Below are 20,560 nucleotides of genomic sequence, written 5' to 3' on the forward strand. Positions count from 1 at the left end.
TTTTCAACCGCTTTTCGACAAAAAACAAAAAAGTCTGACATCCTGCCGTCAGACCTTCTCGTTTACTACTTGCCTATATTACTATCTTTACCGTAGACAGCACCTGTTTCTGATTTTTTGGGAATTCGGTATGTTAGCTCACCGCTGTAGATTTCCTCTAAGGCTTTTCCTACATGTTTATAGGAAACATATTTAGGTAATCTTTCATCATGTGTTTGCTGCATGGAACGAGCACGTTTTGCCGCAACAGAAACTAGTGAGTATTTTGAGTCAATTTTATTAAGTAATGAATCAATCGAAGGATATAACATTTATTCAACCTCCAGTAATTTTTTATATCGGTGTTCTACACGTTCTCGGCGGCAATGTTCCGCAACAACGATTGCTTTTACACGTTCACATGCCAATTCTACCTGGTCATTTTCCACAACATAATCGTATAATTCCATCATTTCAATTTCTTCACGAGCAGATAACATCCGATTGTTGATTAACTCTTCTGTTTCGGTACCTCTTGTAACAATTCGATTCTTTAACTCGGAAAGACTAGGTGGCATTAAGAAAATAAATAAACCTTCTGGAAATTTTTCTCTAACCTGTCGGGCACCCTTTACTTCAATTTCTAAGAAAACATCTTTCCCGGCGTCTAAGGTCTCTCGTACATAATCTACAGGAGTGCCATAGTAGTTGCCAACAAATTCTGCATACTCTAAAAGTTTACCTTGCTGAATTAATTCTTCGAATTCTTGACGTGACTTAAAAAAATAATCTACTCCATTTACTTCCCCAGGGCGAGGCGCGCGCGTTGTTGCAGATATTGAGTATTCAAAAGCCGTGTCCGGATGGGAAAATATTTCTTTTCTAACCGTTCCTTTTCCGACACCAGATGGACCAGAAAATACGATAAGTAATCCTTTTTCCTGCATTTTCTATATCCTACCCTTCGTCTATAATTTCATCACGGTCGCCCAAACGATGGGCAACCGTTTCAGGTTGTACAGCTGATAAAATAACATGGTCACTATCCATGACTATTACCGCACGTGTACGTCTTCCATATGTAGCATCAATCAAAGAACCCCGATCACGGGCATCTTGGATTATCCTTTTTATCGGAGCTGATTCAGGGCTTACAATTGAAATTATCCGATTGGCAGATACGATATTTCCAAAGCCAATATTAATTAATTTAATCGACATGATTATCATCCAATCATCAATAATATATTTTGGTCGAGTCAACCAGTTTCTAAACACTATTATTCAATATTTTGAACTTGTTCCTTCAGTTTCTCAAGCAAACTTTTTATTTCAACTACTTTTTTAGTAATAGTTGAATCATTTGCTTTTGACCCAATTGTATTCGCTTCCCTATTCATCTCCTGCACAAGAAAATCAAGTTTTCTTCCAATCGGCTCAGTCTCGTTTAATGTTTGCTTAAATTGCTGGACGTGACTATTTAACCTTGTCAATTCCTCGTTAATATCAATTTTATCAGAAAAGATTGCCACTTCGGTTAATACACGACTTTCATCCATTTGTCCTTGTACTAATTCCTCAATTCTTTTCATTAAACGTTCTTGATAGGCGGAGACAACTTGAGGAGCGTAATCTTTTAATTCATCTATATTTGTATCTAGCTGTAATAAAGAAGTGAGCAAATCCTTTTTTAGCTCTTCTCCTTCGGTAACTCGCATTTGCTTACATAGTAAAACTGCTTCTTCTGTTGCTCTTAGTACTAAATTTTCCAATTCTTCGTTGCCAGTATCATTTTCTTCGATATGTAAAAATTCGTTTCGTGTCAATAAATCCTGAAGAAACACTTTTCCTTCAATATTAAATTTATTACGTGCTTCTTTAATAAACAGGTAGTATTCTTCGAGGAGTTTCCAATCAACCTTAATTTTCCGAGTAACCGCACCTTCCCCTTCTATCATTATATATACTTCAGCCCTGCCGCGCCTGAGGTGCTGATTCAACTTTTTCTTAATCTTATCTTCTACCTTTAATAACTGCCTCGGCATCCGAACATTTATTTCACAAAAACGATGGTTGACTGTTTTTACTTCCACATTTACAGAAAAAGAGGCAGAGGAAATGCTGCTCCTCCCAAAGCCCGTCATACTTGAAACCATTAAGGACACTCCAATCTTCTGAAGATGAGCGGTTAACCTACTATGTAAAGTATTGTTTTTTTTTTGAAAACTAACAAAAGGTAATAGAGTCATCTCTACTACCTTTTGGATTATAACACACTTTATTTTGTTTTTCTTAACAAAAATGATCCTGCTAGTAAAAAAGTTGGGATTGAAGATAGTCCGATAATCAAAAGCCAGTCTTTTGCTAAGATTGGTAAGGTGTGAAATATTGGCTGGAATGGCGGGTAGTAAATGACTGCAATCATCAATGCAAGGGATGACACAACCGCCCAAACCAGATATTGGTTCCCAAATGGATTTCTAGATAAAACAGACTTTTCACTTCTACAATCAAACACATGAATGAGCTGCGCTAACACTAATGTTGCGAATGCAATTGTTTGTGCATATGGTAGATTTTCAGGGTTCTGTTTATAGACAATCATAAATGCTAATAAGGTGACGATTCCAATGAGAAAACCCCTTGAGATCACTTTCCAGCCTAATCCTCGAGAAAATACACCTTCATTAGGGCTGCGCGGTTTACGTTTCATTACATCTTCTTCAGGGCGGTCCAATCCTAATGCCATCGCTGGCAGTCCATCCGTCACTAAATTAACCCAAAGGATTTGAATCGGAACTAACGGCAGTGGCAGTGCTAAGATCATAGCAAACAACATGACCAAAATTTCACCTACATTCGAAGCCAGTAAGTATCGCACAAATTTCCTTATATTTTCATATATATTTCTGCCTTCTTCAATTGCAGACTTGATTGTTGCAAAATTATCATCCAATAGTACAAGTGAAGATGCTTCTTTTGCCACGTCTGTGCCAGTAATCCCCATGGCGACACCGATATCCGCGGCTTTAATAGCCGGTGCATCATTTACACCATCACCTGTCATGGCAACAATATGACCTCTATTTTGTAAAGCCTTAACAATTTTCAATTTATGCTCTGGTGAAACACGAGCAAATACTGAAACATCGTCAACTACTTCCTCAAGTTCCTCAACTGACATGTTTGATAGAGCATTTCCATCTAGAACCATACTCTTTTTCGTTAAAATTCCCAGTTGAGCAGCGATCGCTTTAGCCGTTATTACATGATCGCCGGTGATCATTACCGTTTTTATTCCTGCTTCTTTACATTCTTTGACTGCGTCTTTAACCTCAGGTCTTGGAGGGTCAATCATTCCCTGGACACCAATAAAGGTTAATTTATTTTCCGCTTCCTGTTCGCTAAGGATCATGGTATTGGCAGGAATAGGTTTAAAGGCAATGGCGATCGTTCTTAGGGCTTTTGAAGCAAGGTTATTGATAGCTTCTTGTACTTGGTTTTGGACACTCTGTCCGAGATATTGTGTCTTACCATCCCATAGGATGGATTCACTCTTACCTATAATTACATCCGGAGCCCCTTTTGTTACTATAAAATTCCTGCCCTGCTTGTCTTTAACATGCATACTCATCATTTTTCTCGCAGAATCAAACGGGAATTCCTTTACGATGGTAAATTCATCTAATAAATTTGTACGGTCTAATCCCGCTTTCATCGCACTAACAAGCAACGCACCTTCTGTAGGATCTCCGTCAAGAATGTAATCTTCATCTTTGATTACTAGTTCTGAATGGTTACAGATCATCCCGAAGATGAGCATTTGCTGCAAAGCTTTTTCATCTTTTGGATGTACAACCGTATTATCACGGTAAAAATCACCACGCGGCTGATAGCCGACACCATCGACTGTCCAAGTGTTACCTCCGCTCCATAAATGGGTAACAGTCATTTTGTTTTGTGTCATTGTACCTGTTTTATCAGAACAAATAACCGACGCACAGCCGAGTGTTTCTACTGCCGGCAGCTTTCTGACTATCGCATTTTTCTTAATCATTTTTTGAACTCCAAGAGACAATGCAACCGTAACAATGGCCGGTAATCCCTCAGGAATAGCTGCAACTGCAAGAGATACACCGGCTAAGAACATTTCATATAGTTCGTGTCCCTGTAAGACTCCAACCGCAACCACAAGCACAGTTAAAACTAAAGCGACTGTAATCAAAATTTTTCCCAACTGCTCTAAACGGCGCTGCAGCGGAGTTTCCTGCGTTTCTGCATTTTGGAGTAAGTCGGCAATTTGCCCCATCGCTGTTTTCATTCCTGTACCAATAACTACTCCTACACCACTACCCCTAGTAATCATCGTGCCCATGAAGGCTATGTTCTCCATGTCACCAATCCCTGGGTTAATTGTCTTTAAAGGATCTATATGCTTAGATACCGGCACGGACTCTCCAGTAAGTGCGGACTCTTCAATTTCTAAACTTCTAGATTCAATAATCCGTACATCGGCACCTATTCTATCTCCACTTGAAAACTTAATAATATCTCCGGGTACAATCTCTTTAGAAGGAATTTTCACCCATTGTCCTTCCCGTAAAACAGAAACCTGTGGAGCGGATAATTCCTTTAGTGCCTGCAAGGATTTCTCAGCTCTTCTTTCCTGATAGAATCCAAGGATACCGTTAATAATGACAATAGCAATAATCGCAACGGCATCAATATATTCACCAAGCAAACCCGATAAAAGCGTAGCTGCAAGAAGTACCAGCACCATAAAATCTTTAAACTGACTAAAAAACAAGAGCAAAGCAGATTGCTTTTCCCCTTCTTGCAATTCATTATGCCCATGCTGAGCTATTCGTTTCTTTACTGCTTCTGGTGATAACCCAGACGAAAAGTCGGTATCTAAGACCTTTTCTACTTGATTTATCTCCATCTCATGGAATTTCATCCGACCATCTCACTTCCCCCTAGTTTTCTTAGACATTACTCTAAAGACAGCTTATTCAGCCTCGTCCAAAAAAATGCTATGATAATTTAGACGAGTTATGAGAACTGCATGAACTAGATAAAATAAGACATACTCATACTTTGTAAGCTATACTTAAAGAAGTAAATATGTTTGAAGTAAAGGATGTTTTTCATGTCATTTGATGGTTTATTTACAAAAGCAATGGTTGATGAACTTTCGCGCACGTTAAAGGGCGGTAGAATTAACAAGGTGCACCAGCCTTATAAAAATGAAGTAATTCTTACAATCCGTGCGAATGGAGTGAACCAAAAGCTATTATTTTCAGCTCACCCAAGCTATGCACGAGTCCAGCTTACAAATGAAGCATACGAAAACCCTAGCGAACCGCCAATGTTCTGTATGCTGCTTAGAAAGCATATTGAGGGCTATATATTAGAGGATGTGTATCAAGTAGAAAATGATCGGATGATTATTTTTGAAATCAAAGGTAGAAATGAAATCGGTGATGTCAGCTACAAACAGCTAGTCATCGAAATTATGGGAAGACACAGTAATATTGTACTGGTTGATAAAACTAGGAATATCATTCTCGACAGTGTTAAGCACGTGTCATTTGCGATAAATAGCCACAGAGCGATCTTGCCAGGGCAGCCATATATTTACCCGCCAGAACAAAACAAACAAAACCCATTTATGGTTGGTACTGATGATATCTTGAGAAAGATTGATTTTAATAGCGGTAAGCTTGATAAGCAAATTGTTGAGCATTTTGCTGGAACCTCACCGCTTTTTGCGAAAGAAGTGATTTTCCAAAGCGGTATTGCTAACCGAGCAACCGTGCCGGCTTCGTTTCTTCAATTGATACAGAGAATTAAGAATGGAGAGCTTTTACCTTCTATTATGTCAACAGGTAATAAGGAAGTGTTCTACCTCTTTCCGCTTGAACATATTAAAGGGGAAGTGAAAAACTTCTCCACCTTAAGTGAAATGCTTGACCGCTTTTACTTCGGAAAGGCTGAAAGGGACAGGGTTAAGCAGCAAGGAAATGATATTGAGCGGTTAATCATTAATGAGAAAGAAAAAAATGAGAAAAAAATTGAAAAGTTAGAGAGCACATTAAGAGAGGCTGAGAAATCAGACCAGCTCCAACGTTTTGGGGAATTATTAACTGCAAATCTCTATGCTGCAAAAAAAGGGATGAAAGAAATCGAGGTAATGGATTATTACGATGAAATGGGCGGAAAAGTTGTAATATCATTAGATCCGCGGAAGACGCCATCAGAAAATGCTCAAAAGTATTTTTCTAAATACCAGAAAGCGAAAAACTCTGTTTCCATTGTTATTGAACAAATTGAAAAAGCACGTGAGGAAGTTCTTTATTTTGAGAATTTACTGCAGCAGGTACAGTCAGCGTCCCCTAAGGACATCCAGGAAATTCGCGAGGAACTAGTGGAAGGGGGATATATCCGCGACCGTCAAAAACGAAATGCTAAAAAGATATCCAACGCGAAACCGATATTGGACCATTACCTTTCTTCTGATGGCACTGAAATAATCGTTGGAAAAAATAATAAGCAAAATGATTATTTGACCAATAAACTAGCCGCAAGAGATGAGATTTGGCTTCATACTAAAGACATTCCTGGCTCCCATGTAGTCATTCGCAGCAAAGAACCATCCGAAGAGACCATTCATGAAGCAGCGAACTTGGCTGCCTATTTTAGCAAAGCTCGAAATTCCGGTTCCGTACCGGTAGATTATACAAAGGTGCGGTATGTAAAAAAACCTAGCGGTGCAAAGCCGGGCTTTGTTATTTATGATAATCAACAGACAGTATATGTTACCCCTGAAGAAGAATTGGTTCTTAAACTTAAGAAATAATAAATATGCCCCGGATTTCCGGGGCTATTGTTTTATTCGAATCTCTTACTCCATTCTGATGGGGCCGTGCTCCAAGATAGTAAACTTTCTTGATCGTTTTTGCTGATGTAGCCCATTTCAATTGCCACCTCGACTAGATTTGCAAAATCTGTTAGCGATTCACTTCGAATCTCTTCTTGTTGGAATGCCTCCTTCCCCTTTTCCAGCCCATATGTAAAAATGGAAACTACACCAAGGACTTCACAGCCAGCTTCTCTTAGTGCTTGAACAGCTGTAATGACACTGCCGCCAGTAGAAATTAGATCCTCCACCACCACAACCTTTTGACCTTTTTCTACTTTTCCTTCTATTTGGTTCCCTTTTCCATGACCTTTTGCTTTCGAACGAACGTAACACATCGGTAAGTTTAATAAATCGCTAACCCAAGCAGCGTGTGGAATCCCTGCTGTTGCTGTCCCGGCAATTACTTCTGCAGCCGGATATTTCTCAAGAATTAAAGCTTGCAGACCTTGTGCGATTGCTTTTCTTACTTCTGGATAAGAAAGAGTTAGGCGGTTGTCACAATAGATTGGCGAGCGTAATCCTGAAGTCCATGTAAATGGATCGTTAGGTTTCAAAGCTACCGCATTGATCGTTAATAATTTTTCTGCTATTACTTTTTTCATTGTTGAATTCTCCTCCATGCATCTAACCATTTTTCGTAGCTGTTTACTGGATCCGTTGATCTTGTGATGGAACGACCTACAACTATTGACGATACACCAGCGTCCCTTGCAAACTCTGGAGTTGCAATTCGTTTTTGATCACCCGTATTATCTTCTTCCATTCGTATACCTGGAGTAACTGTATAAAAACTGTCACCCAATTTTTCACGAATTGTTTTTGCCTCCCATGCTGAGCAAACGACTCCATCTAAACCAGCTTCTTTTGCGAGTGAGGCATAATGGAGAACCGAAGTTTCAAGTGGAACTGAAATCAACTGTTCTTTATTCATTTGCTCTTCCGATGTACTTGTCAGCTGGGTAACTGCTATACACGCTGGACGCTTTCTACCAGCTGCAGTCCCTGCTTCTAAACCTTCTAATGCCGCATTCATCATCTCTTTACCGCCTGCAGCATGGACGTTGACAAGGTCACATTCTAACCTTGCTAGACCCTTCATGGCACTTTTTACGGTATTCGGAATGTCATGAAGCTTTAAATCTAGAAAAATACGATGACCAATTCCTTTTAAATAATGAACAATTTCAGGACCTTCCTGATAAAACAGCTCCATTCCAACCTTTACAAACAGCTGCTTACCATTAAATGGCTGTAAAAATTGCTCTACCTCTTTACGATTCGCAAAATCAAGCGCGATGATAAGTGAGTTGTCCATGCTCCTGCCAGCTCCTTCCCCTGCATTCACTGATGTGTTCATAGCCCAATTGATCCAATAGCATTGGTAATTCATCAATAATGGTTGGGCATACAAATGGGTCCACAAAATTTGCTGTACCAACGGCAACGGCACTTGCCCCGGCATAAAAGAATTCAATCACATCTTCGGCAGACTCAATACCGCCCATTCCAATGATAGGGATATTTACTGCCTGACTCACTTCATAAATCATCCGTAGTGCGACCGGTTTAATCGCAGGTCCTGATAGACCGCCAGTACGATTAGCCAAGATTGGCTTACCTGTCTTTAAATCCAATCTCATTCCAACAAGCGTGTTAATCATCGTTAAGCCATCCGCACCACCATCTTCTACTGCTTTGGCCATCTCTACAATATTGGTTACATTCGGTGAAAGCTTGACGTAAACCGGAACTTCGGAGACTTCTTTTACTTTCCGAGTTAACTGCTTTGCTACCTCCGGAATCGTACCAAAAGCAATTCCTCCCGTTTTTACATTTGGGCAAGAAATGTTCAATTCTAATGCATGAACATTAGCAGCTTTCGAGATATGTTCTGCCACCTCAATGTAGTCTTCTTCCAATGAACCTGCAACATTGGCAATAATCGGGACATCATACTGTGATAACCAAGGAAGTTCATTGCTTAATACTTTTTCCAAACCCGGATTTTGCAGTCCGATTGCGTTCAGCATTCCAGATGATGTTTCTGCAACTCTCGGTGTTGGATTGCCGAACCGAGGTTCCACCGTCGTGGCTTTAATCATAATCGCACCGAGTTTACTTAAGTCATAGAATTGGCTATATTCTCTGCCAAATCCAAAGCAGCCTGAAGCAGGCATAATTGGGTTCTTTAAGTTTAAACCAGGTAACTGTATGTTTAGTCTGCTCATATTAATACCTCCCCGGCACGGAAAACTGGGCCATCACTGCAAACTTTTTTATAGGATACGTCTTCTAGCTCATTGCTTGTTTTACATACACACGCAAAGCATGCTCCTACCCCACAGCCCATTCTTTCTTCTAACGATAGAAACACTTTCTTATGAGAATACTGTTTTTCAATTGCTTTCAGCATAGGTGTTGGACCGCAAGTATATAAACAATCAAAATCTAACTCTTTAATAACATCGGTAACAAAACCTTTTTTCCCGTAAGAACCATCCACTGTTGTAATATAAGTATCCCCATATTCTAAAAACTCTTTTTCATAGAATACAGCGGATTCTGTCTGGAAACCAAGGACATGAACCACCTTTACTCCTTTTGCGGTCAGTTGCTTAGAAAGTTCATATAACGGCGGGACACCGATTCCGCCGCCCACTAGCAGTGCCGTTTCACCCGCATTGACTTCATTGACTGGAAATCCATTGCCTAAAGGGCCGAGAATGTCTATCAGCATTCCCGGACCATTATCAGCAAGCAACGTAGTCCCTTTTCCTTCCTTACGATAAATCATCGTAAATTGTGAATTCTTTTTATCAAATGAAGAAATACTAATTGGTCGCCGCAGTAGAGGATCTAACCCCTTAGCAACCCGGATATGCACAAACTGTCCTGGTGCGTTTATTTCATTTACAAAATCTGCTTCGACCGTTAGTTCAAAGATATCTTTAGCAACTTCTTCTTGGGAGATGATTTTGCATAGTTCCTTTTTTATCAAGCAAACACAACCTCCTTTTCCTCTACTGCCATAGCTTCTGCTGAAAAATTCATTGATTCGATTACTTTAAGAATGGCGTCAGCTGTATCTAATGAGGTTAAGCATGGAACTCCATTTTCAACTGCTTCACGACGAATTCTAAAGCCGTCACGTTCAGGCTGTTTTCCTTTTGTCAGTGTGTTAACAATGAACTGGGCCTCCCCATTATGAATAACGTCTAGAAGTGTTTTGCCTTCTGAGCCAATTTTCCCAATGACCTTTACAGGAAGACCAGCAGCCTCGAGAACAGCAGCTGTACCACCTGTTGCCATAATTCGATAACCGTTGGCAGCAAAACGTTTAGCAAGCTTTAATGATTCTTGTTTATCTTTATCTGCGACGGTAAACAATACAGTACCAAACTTTTGAATATTCATACCTGAGGCAATTAACCCTTTATAGAGTGCTTTTTCAAGGGTAATATCTTTACCCATTACTTCACCAGTTGATTTCATTTCAGGACCAAGCGTGATATCTACGCTTCGGAGTTTCGCAAAGGAAAATACTGGTACTTTTACATACACACCTTTCTTTTCAGGAACGATTCCTGGTGTGTAGCCTTGATCCACGATTGAAACACCTAAGATTGCTTTTGTGGCAATTTTAGCCATTGGAACATTAGTAATCTTGCTTAAGAATGGAACAGTACGACTTGAACGTGGATTGACTTCAAGGACATATACCTGATCTTTCGCAATGACATACTGAATATTCAACAGTCCAACAATGTTTAAACCCTTCGCCATTTTTTCGGTGTATTCAACGAGAGTTTGTTTGATACTAGCTGAAAGTGTCTGTGGCGGGTATACTGCAATCGAATCCCCAGAATGGACCCCTGCACGTTCAATATGCTCCATAATGCCAGGTATCAACACATTTTCGCCGTCACAAATGGCATCCACTTCAATTTCTTTTCCTGTTAAGTAGCGGTCAATCAAAACAGGATGTTCAGGATTAATTTTTACTGCATTTTCCATATAATGAAGCAGTTCTTCTTGGCGATAGACAATCTCCATTGCTCTGCCTCCTAGTACATAAGAAGGACGCACAAGAACTGGGTAGCCAATTTCATTTGCAATTTCAACGGCCTCAGAAACTGATAATGCAGTTTTCCCAAGCGGCATTGGGATGTCGAGCTGTACAAGGGCTTGTTCAAATTTATCCCTGTTCTCTGCACGATCCAAATCCTCCAGGCTTGTTCCAAGAATTTTCACTCCATTTTCCTCTAATTTAGCAGCTAGATTAATCGCGGTTTGTCCGCCAAATTGTACAACTACACCTAGTGGATTTTCTAAATCAATAATACTCATTACATCTTCAATCGTTAGTGGTTCAAAATAAAGCTTATCCGAGATACTGAAATCAGTTGAAACCGTTTCAGGATTATTATTAATAATAATTGCTTCATAACCAGCTTCTTTTATTGCTTTAACAGAATGAACTGTTGCGTAATCAAACTCTATACCTTGGCCGATACGAATTGGACCAGAACCAAGAACAATAACACTTTGTCTGTCTGTTACCATCGATTCATTTTCTTCTTCGTATGTTCCATAGTAGTAAGGTGTTTCTGATTCAAATTCAGCCGCACATGTATCTACCATTTTATAAACTGGGATTATACCCAAATCTTTGCGTAGATTGTAAATATCCTGTTCCTTACGATTCCAAAGTTTGGCAATCGCATTATCAGAAAAGCCTTTTTGTTTAACTTCCTTAAGTATATCCATATCCATTGGATTAGAAGCAATCTTTGTTTCTAATTCAATTATTCCTTGGAACTTGTTTAAGAAAAATAAGTCTATCTGGCTCCATTGATGAATGGTTTCTACCGTAATCCCCCGCTTAAGTGCTTCCGCGATATAAAAGAGCCTCTCATCTCCGGCTTTACAAATTCGTTTTTCTAATAATTCATCACTGATTTCTTCTGCTCCATTTAATTCAAAATGGTATACACCAGCTTCTAACGAGCGGATTGCTTTTAATAAAGATTCCTCAAAGGTTCTTCCAATTGCCATTACTTCACCGGTAGCTTTCATTTGCGTTCCAAGTGAACGGTTGCCTGATTCAAATTTATCAAATGGCCATCTCGGAATTTTAGTAACAATGTAGTCTAGAGCCGGTTCAAAGCTTGCATAGGTTTTTCCAGTTACAGGATTAAGCATTTCATCCAGCGTTAAACCTACTGCAATTTTAGCTGCAAGTTTAGCAATCGGATAACCTGTTGCTTTTGACGCTAAAGCGGACGAACGGCTTACCCTTGGGTTTACCTCAATGATATAGTAGTTAAAACTATAAGGGTCTAGGGCAAGCTGAACATTACAACCGCCTTCTATTCCCAGTGCACGAATTATTTTTAATGAAACGTTTCTTAATAGCTGATATTCTCTGTCACTCAACGTTTGGCTTGGCGCAACGACAATCGAGTCGCCTGTATGAACACCCACAGGATCGATGTTTTCCATATTACATACAACAATGGCATTATCATTTCCATCGCGCATTACTTCATATTCGATTTCTTTATAACCTGCAATGCTTTTCTCGAGTAAACATTGGGTTACGGGACTGTGCTTTAAACCGCTCGCAACGATTTCATCCAACTCTTCTGCATTATGACAGATTCCGCCGCCTGTTCCGCCAAGTGTATAAGCAGGGCGAACAATGACAGGAAATCCAATTTTTTCAACAAATGCATGTGCTTCTGCTAATTCATGGATGATCTCACTATCTGGAACAGGTTCACTAAGCTCATTCATTAGACTGCGGAATAAATCACGATCTTCTGCTTGTTCAATCGCGGATAACTTTGTTCCTAAGATCTCAACTTCACACTCTTCTAAAACTCCTGATTTTGATAACTCAACAGCTAAGTTTAGACCTGTTTGACCGCCAAGAGTAGCGAGCAGGGCGTCTGGTCGTTCTTTGCGAATGATTCTGCTAACAAATTCCTCCGTTAATGGTTCAATATAAACGGCATCCGCAATTTCTGTATCTGTCATAATTGTGGCCGGATTGGAGTTTACAAGAATAACACGATAACCTTCTTCTTTAAGGGCAATACAAGCCTGGGTGCCTGCATAGTCAAATTCTGCTGCCTGGCCAATGACAATTGGTCCTGAACCAATCACTAAAATGGAGTTTATATCAGTACGTTTTGGCATGTTGTGGAAACCTCCTGTTTTTGATCTTCAATCATCGCAAGAAACTGATCGAATAAATGGTTGGCGTCTTCAGGTCCTGGTGACGCTTCTGGATGGTATTGAACAGTAAAGGCAGGATAATCTAAATGCTTTAAACCTTCGACTGTTCCATCATTTAAGGCAATATGGGTAACTGCCAGTCTAGTGTTCTGTAATGACTTTTCTTCAACCGTAAAACCATGATTTTGTGCTGTAATCGCGATTTTCCCTGTTGTTAAATCTTTAACAGGATGGTTAGAACCTCGATGTCCGAATTTCATTTTGTCTGTATTGGCACCACATGCTAACGCAAATAATTGGTGGCCAAGGCAGATACCAAATATCGGAACTAAGCCTAATAGCTGTTTAATCATATGAATCGCTTCTGGAACATCCTTTGGATCCCCAGGTCCGTTGGAAAGCATAATTCCGTCTGGTCGTAATTGCAAGATTTCATCCGCCGTTGTATGGTATGGAACCACAACAACATCACAATTGCGTTTATTTAATTCTCGTAAAATACCATGCTTCATCCCGAAATCAACGAGCACAATTCTTTTTCCTCTGCCTGGACTTGGATAAGAATTTTTTGTGGAGACTCTTCTCACTTGGTCGATCGGCAGCTTCGTCTGTCTAAGTTTACTAATTACTTCATTTGGATCACTTTCAATCGAGCAGATAGCTCCTTTTAATGTTCCGTATTGACGAATAATTCTTGTTAATTTACGTGTATCAATCCCTGCAATTCCAGGGATATTTTTCATTTTAAAATACTCATCCATCGTAAATTCGCTTCTCCAATTGGATGGGAATTCTGCAGCTTCCTTGACGATAAAGCCTTTCACAGCAGGGTTAATGGTTTCAAAATCGTCTCGGTTGATACCATAATTTCCAATCAGTGGGTAAGTGAGCATAACAATTTGCCCGCAATAAGATGGGTCTGAAAGAATTTCTTGATAGCCTGTCATTCCTGTATTAAAGACGACTTCTCCGATTGTATCCATATGACTTCCAAAACCATCGCCGATAAAAATCGTTCCATCTTCTAAAATTAGTTGTGCTTTCATACTGTTACACGTCCTTTTTCCCAAACTACTTGCCCGTTACAAATGGTCATTTCTGGCCAACCCTTACAATTCCAGCCAGTAAATGGTGTGTTTTTCCCTTTAGATAGGAATTCTTGTGGATCAATTACCTTTTCTTCTTCAAGATTTACTAATACGATGTCTGCTGGCGCTCCTACTTTAATCGTTCCAGTAGGAAGAGAAAATGTTTCTGCAGGTTTTTTGGTCATAAAACCAATTAACTGTTCAAGACTCATAATGTTCTTTAAGACAAAATGTGTATAAAGAAGAGGAAACGCTGTTTCTAACCCGACAATCCCAAAAGGAGCAAGCTTTATTCCCTCATTTTTTTCTTCGCTAGTATGTGGTGCATGGTCAGTTGCAATAAAATCAATCGTTCCGTCCAATAGTCCCTCAATTAACGCTTCTCTGTCAGCCTTATCACGAAGCGGCGGATTCATTTTAAAATTAGGATCAAGATTATCTGGGATATCATCTTGAGTTAACAATAAATGGTGTGGGGTAACTTCAGCAGTGACTTTAATCCCTGCTCTTTTTGCATCCCTAATCACACGAACCGATTCTTTTGTACTGACATGGCAAACGTGATAATGACATCCTGCCGCCTCTGCAAGCAATACATCCCTTGCAATCTGGACAGACTCACAAACGGATGGAATCCCGTTTAATCCATTCCTTTTAGAAAAAGAACCCTCATGGACACACCCTTTATTAATTAATGTGTCTTCTTCACAATGGGCAACAATAGCCATGTTAACTTCTGCAGCTTTTTGCATTGCCTTTAACATCATGTCAGCTGATTGTACGCCGACACCATCATCTGTAAATGCGAATGCTCCAGCATTTTTCAGCCCTTCAAAATCTGTTAAATCCCTGCCAAGTTGTCTGACCGTAATGGAAGCATAAGGTAGTACACGAACACTTGCAGTTTCTTGTATTCTGTTTTGCACCCATTCCATTTGTTCCACTGAATCCGGAACAGGTCTTGTATTTGGCATTGCTGCCAGTGTTGTATAACCGCCTCTCGCTGCTGCAAGAGTTCCAGTAGCAATGGTTTCTTTCTTCTCGCCTCCTGGCTCTCGAAGATGGACGTGTAAATCGATAAATCCTGGAGAAACCAGTCTTCCGTCCGCATTAATTTTTCGATCGGCAGTTGTTTCTATCTTTTTATCAATCTTTACGATTTTTCCATCTTCTATTAAAATATCTGCTAGTTCCTTCTTACCGTTAAATGCTATGTAACTGGCGTTCTGAATAAGTAGTTTCATTTCCATACACTCCTTTTAAACTTTCTATTGATCTCTTTAAAACAGCCATCCTTACAAATACACCATTTTCCATTTGCTTAAAGATTCTTGAACGTTTGCATTCTACTAAGCTATCTGATATCTCAACATTTCGATTTACTGGTGCAGGGTGCATAATAATACTGTGAGGCTTCATTCTTTTTTCTCTTTCTAATGTAAGCCCAAACTGTCTATGGTAATCTGCCGCTGTGTAGCTTCCCTTTTTTTGGTGGCGTTCATGCTGCACGCGCAGGAGCATCACCACATCAGCCTCCTCCACAGCCTCATCAATAGGTCTAAATCTCGAAGCACTTATGCTATGATGGTCAAACCATTCATTTGGTCCTGAGAAAATAACTTCAGCTCCTAATCTTGTAAGAGTATCAGCATTTGAACGTGCGACACGGCTGTGCCGGATATCACCAATGATGGCTATTTTCAGGCCAGTAAAAGTGCCAAACTCCTGATAGATGGTTAAGAGGTCTAAAAGAGATTGTGTGGGATGATGACCACAGCCATCTCCTCCATTAATGATTGGAATATTTACTTTCTCAACGAGTTCATCAAAGTAACGATCTTGCCCATGACGAATAACGATTGTATTAACGCCAATTGATTCAAGTGTTTTTACGGTATCATATAGTGTTTCACCCTTTTGAACACTTGAAGTTTGGACTTCAAACGGAATGACCTTTAGCCCTAACCTTCTCTCAGCCACTTCAAAACTCGATTTAGTCCTAGTACTTGCCTCAAAAAATAAGTTAGCAGAAAACATTTGCCCTTCTGGATTCCACTTCATTCCATCAGAAAATGCTTGTGCCTCTTTTAAAATATGATATATCTCATCAACTTTAAGCTCATTTGTGGTTAGCAAGTGCTTCAACATGCTATTCCCCCATCTCTTTTTTTGGTAAAAAAACCCTGACCGTAAACGATCAGGGTGCAATAAAATCTAACCAAGTTCATTAATGTACTGAACATTAACACTTAGTATTACACCCTTATAGCCTCTCTGGACTACTTTTAAAAGGTTGATTCTCCTTATGCAGTTTTTGGATTATCTTTTTCTACCGTTTGTTCGAACATATCTTCATTTACTGGTTCTTTACCAGGCAGGATTAAGTGCAAAAGAACTCCGGCAATGGCTGCGAATGCCATTCCTTGAATCTGGAATGATTCTGATACTTTTACAAAGGCGCCGCCAATTCCGAAAACTAGGATGACAGATGAAATCACTAAGTTTCGCTTGTTACCAAAATCAATTTTACTGTCTACGAGCATCCGCAGCCCTGATGAAGCGATGATTCCAAAAAGAAGTATGGATACGCCGCCCATAACAGGTGTGGGGATGGTACTAATTAATGCTGTTATCTTTCCGATAAATCCAAAGATTGTTGCAAGAACTGCTGCACCTGCAATAACATATACACTGTAAACTCTAGTTATTGCTAAGACACCGATATTCTCGCCGTATGTTGTTTTCGGAGGTCCGCCAATCAATGCAGAAATAATCGTTGCTGTTCCATCTCCCAAAATAGAGCGGTGCAGACCTGGTTCTTTAATGTAGTCACGGCCAACTACTTTACTAAGCACAAGCTGATGGCCTATATGTTCAGAAAGTGTAACGATTGCGACCGGCACCATTAGCAGCGCTAAGTCCCATGTTACTTTTACTTCGTAGCTCACAAAAGGAATGATAAATTCGGGCATTTCAAACCAACTTGCTTCCAAAACTGGTTTAAAATCAACTATACCGATTGCAAAAGAGTATAAGTATCCAATCACAATACCTGCCAGAATCGGGATAATACTCAACATGCCGCGCATGTAAATAGTACAAATAATGGTTACTGCTAACGTTACTAAAGCAGCGGAGAAATGTATTAAGCTATATTCTCCTGCTGGATTATTCATTGCCATACCAACCGCAGTACCTGCGAGCGCTAAACCAATTACAATAATTACCGGGCCGACTACAATAGGAGGCAGCAAATTCATAATCCAGCGGTGACCTGCTTTACTAATGATCAGTGCTACAATTCCGTAAACAAGACCTGCAAGGAATGATCCAATCATGGCACCCCCTGGACCGGCTGTTGCTTTTGCCGCAATCACTGGAGCTATAAAAGCAAACGAGGAACCAAGATATGCAGGAACCTGCCATTTTGTAATCATTAAGAAAGCGAGTGTTCCTAAACCACTTGATATCAATGCTATTGCTGGGCTTAACCCAACAAGATAGGGAACAAGAATGGTTGCTCCGAACATTGCGAATAAGTGTTGTAAGCTTAAAGTGATCCATTGGGCAGGAGTTGGAATCTCTTTTACGTCTAAGATGGGTTTATTATTCAATGGTTTCTCCTCCGAAATTCTTTTGTTATATAGTGTGTTTTTTCCAAATAAAAATACCCTCTTTGTCCATGAGTGTACAAAGAGGGTATGGAAATGCCATTTTAGCTAAATGATGGCATTTTCCCCTTTGTCAGCCTCACTGGACTGCTATTAAAAGGGTCACTATTTACTTTTCAAAGATACTTACTTGGTCAACCTTATCGACATCTTGTAATTCAACTACTACTTTTTCACTGCTGGAAGTTGGGATATTTTTACCGACATAGTCTGCTCGAATTGGCAGCTCGCGGTGACCTCGGTCAACTAGCACAGCTAATTGTATGGATGAGGGACGGCCAAGGTCCATAATTGCGTCTAGCCCTGCTCTAACCGTTCTGCCTGTGTATAAAACATCGTCAACAAGAATTACTTTTTTATCCTTCAATTCAACGGGAATATCCGACCCCTTCACAAGAGGTTCTTGATCATCGGTTTTCTTGGTTAAATCATCACGGTAAAGGGTAATATCCAATTCACCTACTGGGATTGGTTTACCTTCAATTTCTTCAATTTTTGCAGCAAGCCTTTCTGCAATGAATATCCCTCTAGTTCGGATACCCACAAGGACACAATTTTCAATCCCTTTATTTTTTTCAATAATTTGGTGGGCAATTCTTGTTAATGCTCTTCCTATTGCTTGCGTGTCTAATACAACTGCTTTTTGATTCACTAATCTCACCCGCCTAGTATAATAAAAAAACCTCTCACGCTTTGAGGTGAGAGGTACAAGAGTTTATTAGTATGGGCATAGGCATCCCAACTAAATTATCCGTTTCCTTCTCAGCCTCACTGGACTGATTTAAAGGCATATTCAACTGTTGTTATCGTACTTTAATTCGACAAATATGTCAATGATTATTTCGCAATTGCTCTAATAACTCTTCAAATTCTTTCGGCAGAGGCGCTTCGAATTCTAGGTATTCGTTCGTTCTAGGGTGATTAAATCCAAGGATTCCTGCATGCAAGGCCTGTCCATTAATATCCAATGTTTTCTTTGGACCATACTTGGGGTCCCCTGCAAGTGGATAGCCAATATATTTCATATGGACACGAATTTGGTGAGTCCTGCCTGTTTCTAGTTGACACTCCACAAATGTAAAATCCTTAAAACGCTCAAGCACATGGAAATGAGTCACAGCGTGTTTCCCATTATCCACCACCGTCATACTTTGACGATCTTTTGTATCTCTTCCAAGCGGCGCATCGATGGTTCCAAAATCATGCGGAATCACACCATGGACGATGGCTCTATACTTCCGTGTAACAGTCTTTTCCACTAATTGGTTTACAAGCTTTTCATGCGCCATATCATTTTTAGCAACCATTAAAAGACCAGATGTGTCCTTATCAATGCGATGAACAATACCAGGTCTCAAAACACCATTTATTCCTGATAAATCCTTACAATGGGCCATTAAACCATTAACAAGTGTTCCCGTTAAATGTCCAGGTGCAGGATGGACCACCATCCCGCTTGGTTTGTTAACCACTAAAACATCTTTATCTTCGAAATAAATATCTAAATCCATATCTTCGGGAATTACATCCAATAACTCTGGGTCTGGAATTGTAATCTCAATTTCATCATTTAGACTGCATTTGTAGTTCGTTTTAATTTTTTGCCCATTTACTAGGACATTTCCTTCTTTAATCCATTGCTGAACCTGTGTTCTAGACCATTCTTCATCTAAAGTTGAAATAACTTTATCAATTCGGTCTCCCTTTTGTTGTTCAAGAATGGTGTGTACCATTTTCTCCATATGATTTCTCCTTTGTTTCACGCTCATCGCGCAGCATTTGAATCATCAATAACACTACGCCAATGACCAAAGCCGAATCCGCAATATTAAATACTGGGAAGTTATAATTAAAAATATACGTATGAATAAAATCAACAACTTCTTTTCGAAGCAAGCGGTCGATAAAATTACCTATAGCTCCACCTAGCATAAATGCCAAGGAGACACCTAACAGCCACTTACCTTTTGCCTCTTTTTGAATGTAATAAATGATCGCAACGATTACTACAGCGGTAATCACATAGAAGAACCACATCTGTCCTTGTAATATTCCCCATGCCGCTCCCCGATTCCGGTGAGAAGTAATATACAAAAAGTCCTCAATAATTGGGATACTTTCACCAAGGTACATTTTTGTGACAATCATCCATTTTGTCACTTGGTCTAATAAAATAATAAAAATTGCGATTAAATAATAAAACACTAAGGAATACCTCCATCTCACGCGTTGACTTTACTCCTTAGCATTTTAGCACAATCTTTAGCTAAACTACAATGTAACGCTAGAAAATGGAGGAATTCATTGGTTTTCGATAAAAATGCTCTAAAATTTCTGTATCCCGTGATGTTTTTATCGTTGGCATAATTTTCAAAAAATATTCAGGTATCGGTTCACCTGATGTTTCACATTGTCCAAAATTACCGTCTTCCAACTTTTGAATAGCAGTTGATATGTCATCCAATTCTTCCTCTAAAATAGTAATCATCCATTCATTTTTCTGCTTATTTTTTAATGATCTTAAAATTTCTAATTGAGTTTTACGGAGTTCCCAAAACAGCTCTTCCTGCATTGCATTCATAGTTGTAACCTCCGTTATCTTATTTCTCATATTATCTCCCGATAAATTGTACCGACCCGGGAAAACATTTGACATCAAA

Annotated in this window: 19 protein-coding genes; 1 reads left to right on the forward strand and 18 read right to left on the reverse strand. The window is 39.6% G+C overall.

Features of this window, described 5'->3' with window-relative positions:
- Positions 1 to 65 precede the first annotated feature (65 nt).
- The 5 genes from rpoZ to ACN6MT_RS25150 all read right to left on the reverse strand — a co-directional run bounded on the left by rpoZ (position 66) and on the right by ACN6MT_RS25150 (position 4,936).
- The gene (rpoZ, locus tag ACN6MT_RS25130; protein WP_063251626.1) at positions 66 to 311 is read right to left on the reverse strand and encodes a DNA-directed RNA polymerase subunit omega; all 246 of its coding nucleotides are present in this window, start codon (positions 309 to 311) and stop codon (positions 66 to 68) included.
- Positions 312 to 926, reverse strand: a complete 615-nt coding sequence (gene gmk / locus ACN6MT_RS25135) for a guanylate kinase (protein WP_063251625.1) — start codon at positions 924 to 926, stop codon at positions 312 to 314.
- A gap of 10 nt (positions 927 to 936) precedes the next feature.
- Positions 937 to 1,200 carry an extracellular matrix/biofilm regulator RemA gene (gene remA / locus ACN6MT_RS25140; protein WP_063251624.1) on the reverse strand — a complete coding sequence of 88 codons (264 nt, stop codon included), beginning with the start codon at positions 1,198 to 1,200 and terminating at the stop codon, positions 937 to 939.
- A 59-nt stretch (positions 1,201 to 1,259) separates the two neighbouring features.
- Positions 1,260 to 2,135 (reverse strand): YicC/YloC family endoribonuclease, encoded by an 876-nt coding sequence (locus ACN6MT_RS25145; RefSeq protein WP_419888541.1) that lies wholly within the window; start codon positions 2,133 to 2,135, stop codon positions 1,260 to 1,262.
- Between the two features lie 122 nt (positions 2,136 to 2,257).
- Entirely contained in the window at positions 2,258 to 4,936 is a 2,679-nt protein-coding gene (locus tag ACN6MT_RS25150) for a calcium-translocating P-type ATPase, SERCA-type (protein ID WP_419888542.1), read from the reverse strand.
- Between the two features lie 192 nt (positions 4,937 to 5,128).
- Between ACN6MT_RS25150 and ACN6MT_RS25155 the strand changes: the two genes are divergently transcribed.
- Positions 5,129 to 6,838, forward strand: coding sequence for an Rqc2 family fibronectin-binding protein (locus ACN6MT_RS25155; protein ID WP_419888543.1), 1,710 nt, complete (start codon positions 5,129 to 5,131; stop codon positions 6,836 to 6,838).
- Positions 6,839 to 6,870: 32 nt separating this feature from the next.
- Here ACN6MT_RS25155 and pyrE read toward each other — a convergent pair whose 3' ends face one another.
- From pyrE to ACN6MT_RS25220, 13 genes are all read right to left on the reverse strand, one after another.
- Positions 6,871 to 7,503 (reverse strand): orotate phosphoribosyltransferase, encoded by a 633-nt coding sequence (gene pyrE, locus ACN6MT_RS25160; protein ID WP_419888544.1) that lies wholly within the window; start codon positions 7,501 to 7,503, stop codon positions 6,871 to 6,873.
- Positions 7,500 to 8,216 (reverse strand): orotidine-5'-phosphate decarboxylase, encoded by a 717-nt coding sequence (gene pyrF / locus ACN6MT_RS25165; protein WP_419888545.1) that lies wholly within the window; start codon positions 8,214 to 8,216, stop codon positions 7,500 to 7,502. The genes pyrE and pyrF overlap by 4 nt, the downstream gene beginning before the upstream one ends.
- Entirely contained in the window at positions 8,188 to 9,129 is a 942-nt protein-coding gene (locus tag ACN6MT_RS25170) for a dihydroorotate dehydrogenase (RefSeq protein ID WP_419888546.1), read from the reverse strand. The genes pyrF and ACN6MT_RS25170 overlap by 29 nt, the downstream gene beginning before the upstream one ends.
- The gene (locus ACN6MT_RS25175; RefSeq protein WP_419888547.1) at positions 9,126 to 9,899 is read right to left on the reverse strand and encodes a dihydroorotate dehydrogenase electron transfer subunit; all 774 of its coding nucleotides are present in this window, start codon (positions 9,897 to 9,899) and stop codon (positions 9,126 to 9,128) included. Before ACN6MT_RS25175 ends, ACN6MT_RS25170 begins: the two co-directional genes overlap by 4 nt.
- Positions 9,896 to 13,102 (reverse strand): carbamoyl-phosphate synthase large subunit, encoded by a 3,207-nt coding sequence (carB, locus tag ACN6MT_RS25180; RefSeq protein ID WP_419888548.1) that lies wholly within the window; start codon positions 13,100 to 13,102, stop codon positions 9,896 to 9,898. The genes ACN6MT_RS25175 and carB overlap by 4 nt, the downstream gene beginning before the upstream one ends.
- Positions 13,081 to 14,187: a carbamoyl phosphate synthase small subunit gene (locus ACN6MT_RS25185; protein ID WP_063251615.1), complete on the reverse strand. Its 1,107-nt coding sequence runs from the start codon at positions 14,185 to 14,187 to the stop codon at positions 13,081 to 13,083. The genes carB and ACN6MT_RS25185 overlap by 22 nt, the downstream gene beginning before the upstream one ends.
- Positions 14,184 to 15,473: a dihydroorotase gene (locus tag ACN6MT_RS25190; protein ID WP_419888549.1), complete on the reverse strand. Its 1,290-nt coding sequence runs from the start codon at positions 15,471 to 15,473 to the stop codon at positions 14,184 to 14,186. Before ACN6MT_RS25190 ends, ACN6MT_RS25185 begins: the two co-directional genes overlap by 4 nt.
- Positions 15,433 to 16,374, reverse strand: coding sequence for an aspartate carbamoyltransferase catalytic subunit (locus ACN6MT_RS25195; RefSeq protein ID WP_419956530.1), 942 nt, complete (start codon positions 16,372 to 16,374; stop codon positions 15,433 to 15,435). The genes ACN6MT_RS25190 and ACN6MT_RS25195 overlap by 41 nt, the downstream gene beginning before the upstream one ends.
- 158 nt (positions 16,375 to 16,532) lie before the next feature.
- A complete protein-coding gene (locus ACN6MT_RS25200; RefSeq protein ID WP_063251613.1) occupies positions 16,533 to 17,843 on the reverse strand; it encodes a solute carrier family 23 protein in 1,311 nt (436 codons plus the stop codon).
- Between the two features lie 166 nt (positions 17,844 to 18,009).
- Positions 18,010 to 18,552 carry a bifunctional pyr operon transcriptional regulator/uracil phosphoribosyltransferase PyrR gene (pyrR, locus tag ACN6MT_RS25205; RefSeq protein ID WP_063251612.1) on the reverse strand — a complete coding sequence of 181 codons (543 nt, stop codon included), beginning with the start codon at positions 18,550 to 18,552 and terminating at the stop codon, positions 18,010 to 18,012.
- A 178-nt stretch (positions 18,553 to 18,730) separates the two neighbouring features.
- Positions 18,731 to 19,642: an RluA family pseudouridine synthase gene (locus ACN6MT_RS25210; RefSeq protein WP_063251611.1), complete on the reverse strand. Its 912-nt coding sequence runs from the start codon at positions 19,640 to 19,642 to the stop codon at positions 18,731 to 18,733.
- On the reverse strand, positions 19,614 to 20,105 hold the full coding sequence (gene lspA / locus ACN6MT_RS25215; protein ID WP_063251610.1) for a signal peptidase II: 492 nt from the start codon (positions 20,103 to 20,105) through the stop codon (positions 19,614 to 19,616). The genes ACN6MT_RS25210 and lspA overlap by 29 nt, the downstream gene beginning before the upstream one ends.
- Before the next feature lie 79 nt (positions 20,106 to 20,184).
- The gene (locus ACN6MT_RS25220) at positions 20,185 to 20,481 is read right to left on the reverse strand and encodes a hypothetical protein (protein ID WP_419888550.1); all 297 of its coding nucleotides are present in this window, start codon (positions 20,479 to 20,481) and stop codon (positions 20,185 to 20,187) included.
- Positions 20,482 to 20,560: the final 79 nt, after the last annotated feature.

Origin of the sequence: Neobacillus niacini, assembly GCF_048572935.1 — a bacterium.
Classification (GTDB): domain Bacteria; phylum Bacillota; class Bacilli; order Bacillales; family Cytobacillaceae; genus Neobacillus; species Neobacillus niacini.

Bases quoted from the DNA above. Each gene is read 5' to 3' on its own strand.
- rpoZ (WP_063251626.1), bottom strand. From the start codon at position 311: ATGTTATATCCTTCGATTGATTCATTACTTAATAAAATTGACTCAAAA.
- gmk (WP_063251625.1), bottom strand. From the start codon at position 926: ATGCAGGAAAAAGGATTACTTATCGTATTTTCTGGTCCATCTGGTGTC.
- remA (WP_063251624.1), bottom strand. From the start codon at position 1,200: ATGTCGATTAAATTAATTAATATTGGCTTTGGAAATATCGTATCTGCC.
- ACN6MT_RS25145 (WP_419888541.1), bottom strand. From the start codon at position 2,135: ATGGTTTCAAGTATGACGGGCTTTGGGAGGAGCAGCATTTCCTCTGCC.
- ACN6MT_RS25150 (WP_419888542.1), bottom strand. From the start codon at position 4,936: ATGAAATTCCATGAGATGGAGATAAATCAAGTAGAAAAGGTCTTAGAT.
- ACN6MT_RS25155 (WP_419888543.1), top strand. From the start codon at position 5,129: ATGTCATTTGATGGTTTATTTACAAAAGCAATGGTTGATGAACTTTCG.
- pyrE (WP_419888544.1), bottom strand. From the start codon at position 7,503: ATGAAAAAAGTAATAGCAGAAAAATTATTAACGATCAATGCGGTAGCT.
- pyrF (WP_419888545.1), bottom strand. From the start codon at position 8,216: ATGGACAACTCACTTATCATCGCGCTTGATTTTGCGAATCGTAAAGAG.
- ACN6MT_RS25170 (WP_419888546.1), bottom strand. From the start codon at position 9,129: ATGAGCAGACTAAACATACAGTTACCTGGTTTAAACTTAAAGAACCCA.
- carB (WP_419888548.1), bottom strand. From the start codon at position 13,102: ATGCCAAAACGTACTGATATAAACTCCATTTTAGTGATTGGTTCAGGA.
- ACN6MT_RS25185 (WP_063251615.1), bottom strand. From the start codon at position 14,187: ATGAAAGCACAACTAATTTTAGAAGATGGAACGATTTTTATCGGCGAT.
- ACN6MT_RS25190 (WP_419888549.1), bottom strand. From the start codon at position 15,473: ATGAAACTACTTATTCAGAACGCCAGTTACATAGCATTTAACGGTAAG.
- ACN6MT_RS25210 (WP_063251611.1), bottom strand. From the start codon at position 19,642: ATGGAGAAAATGGTACACACCATTCTTGAACAACAAAAGGGAGACCGA.
- ACN6MT_RS25220 (WP_419888550.1), bottom strand. From the start codon at position 20,481: ATGAATGCAATGCAGGAAGAGCTGTTTTGGGAACTCCGTAAAACTCAA.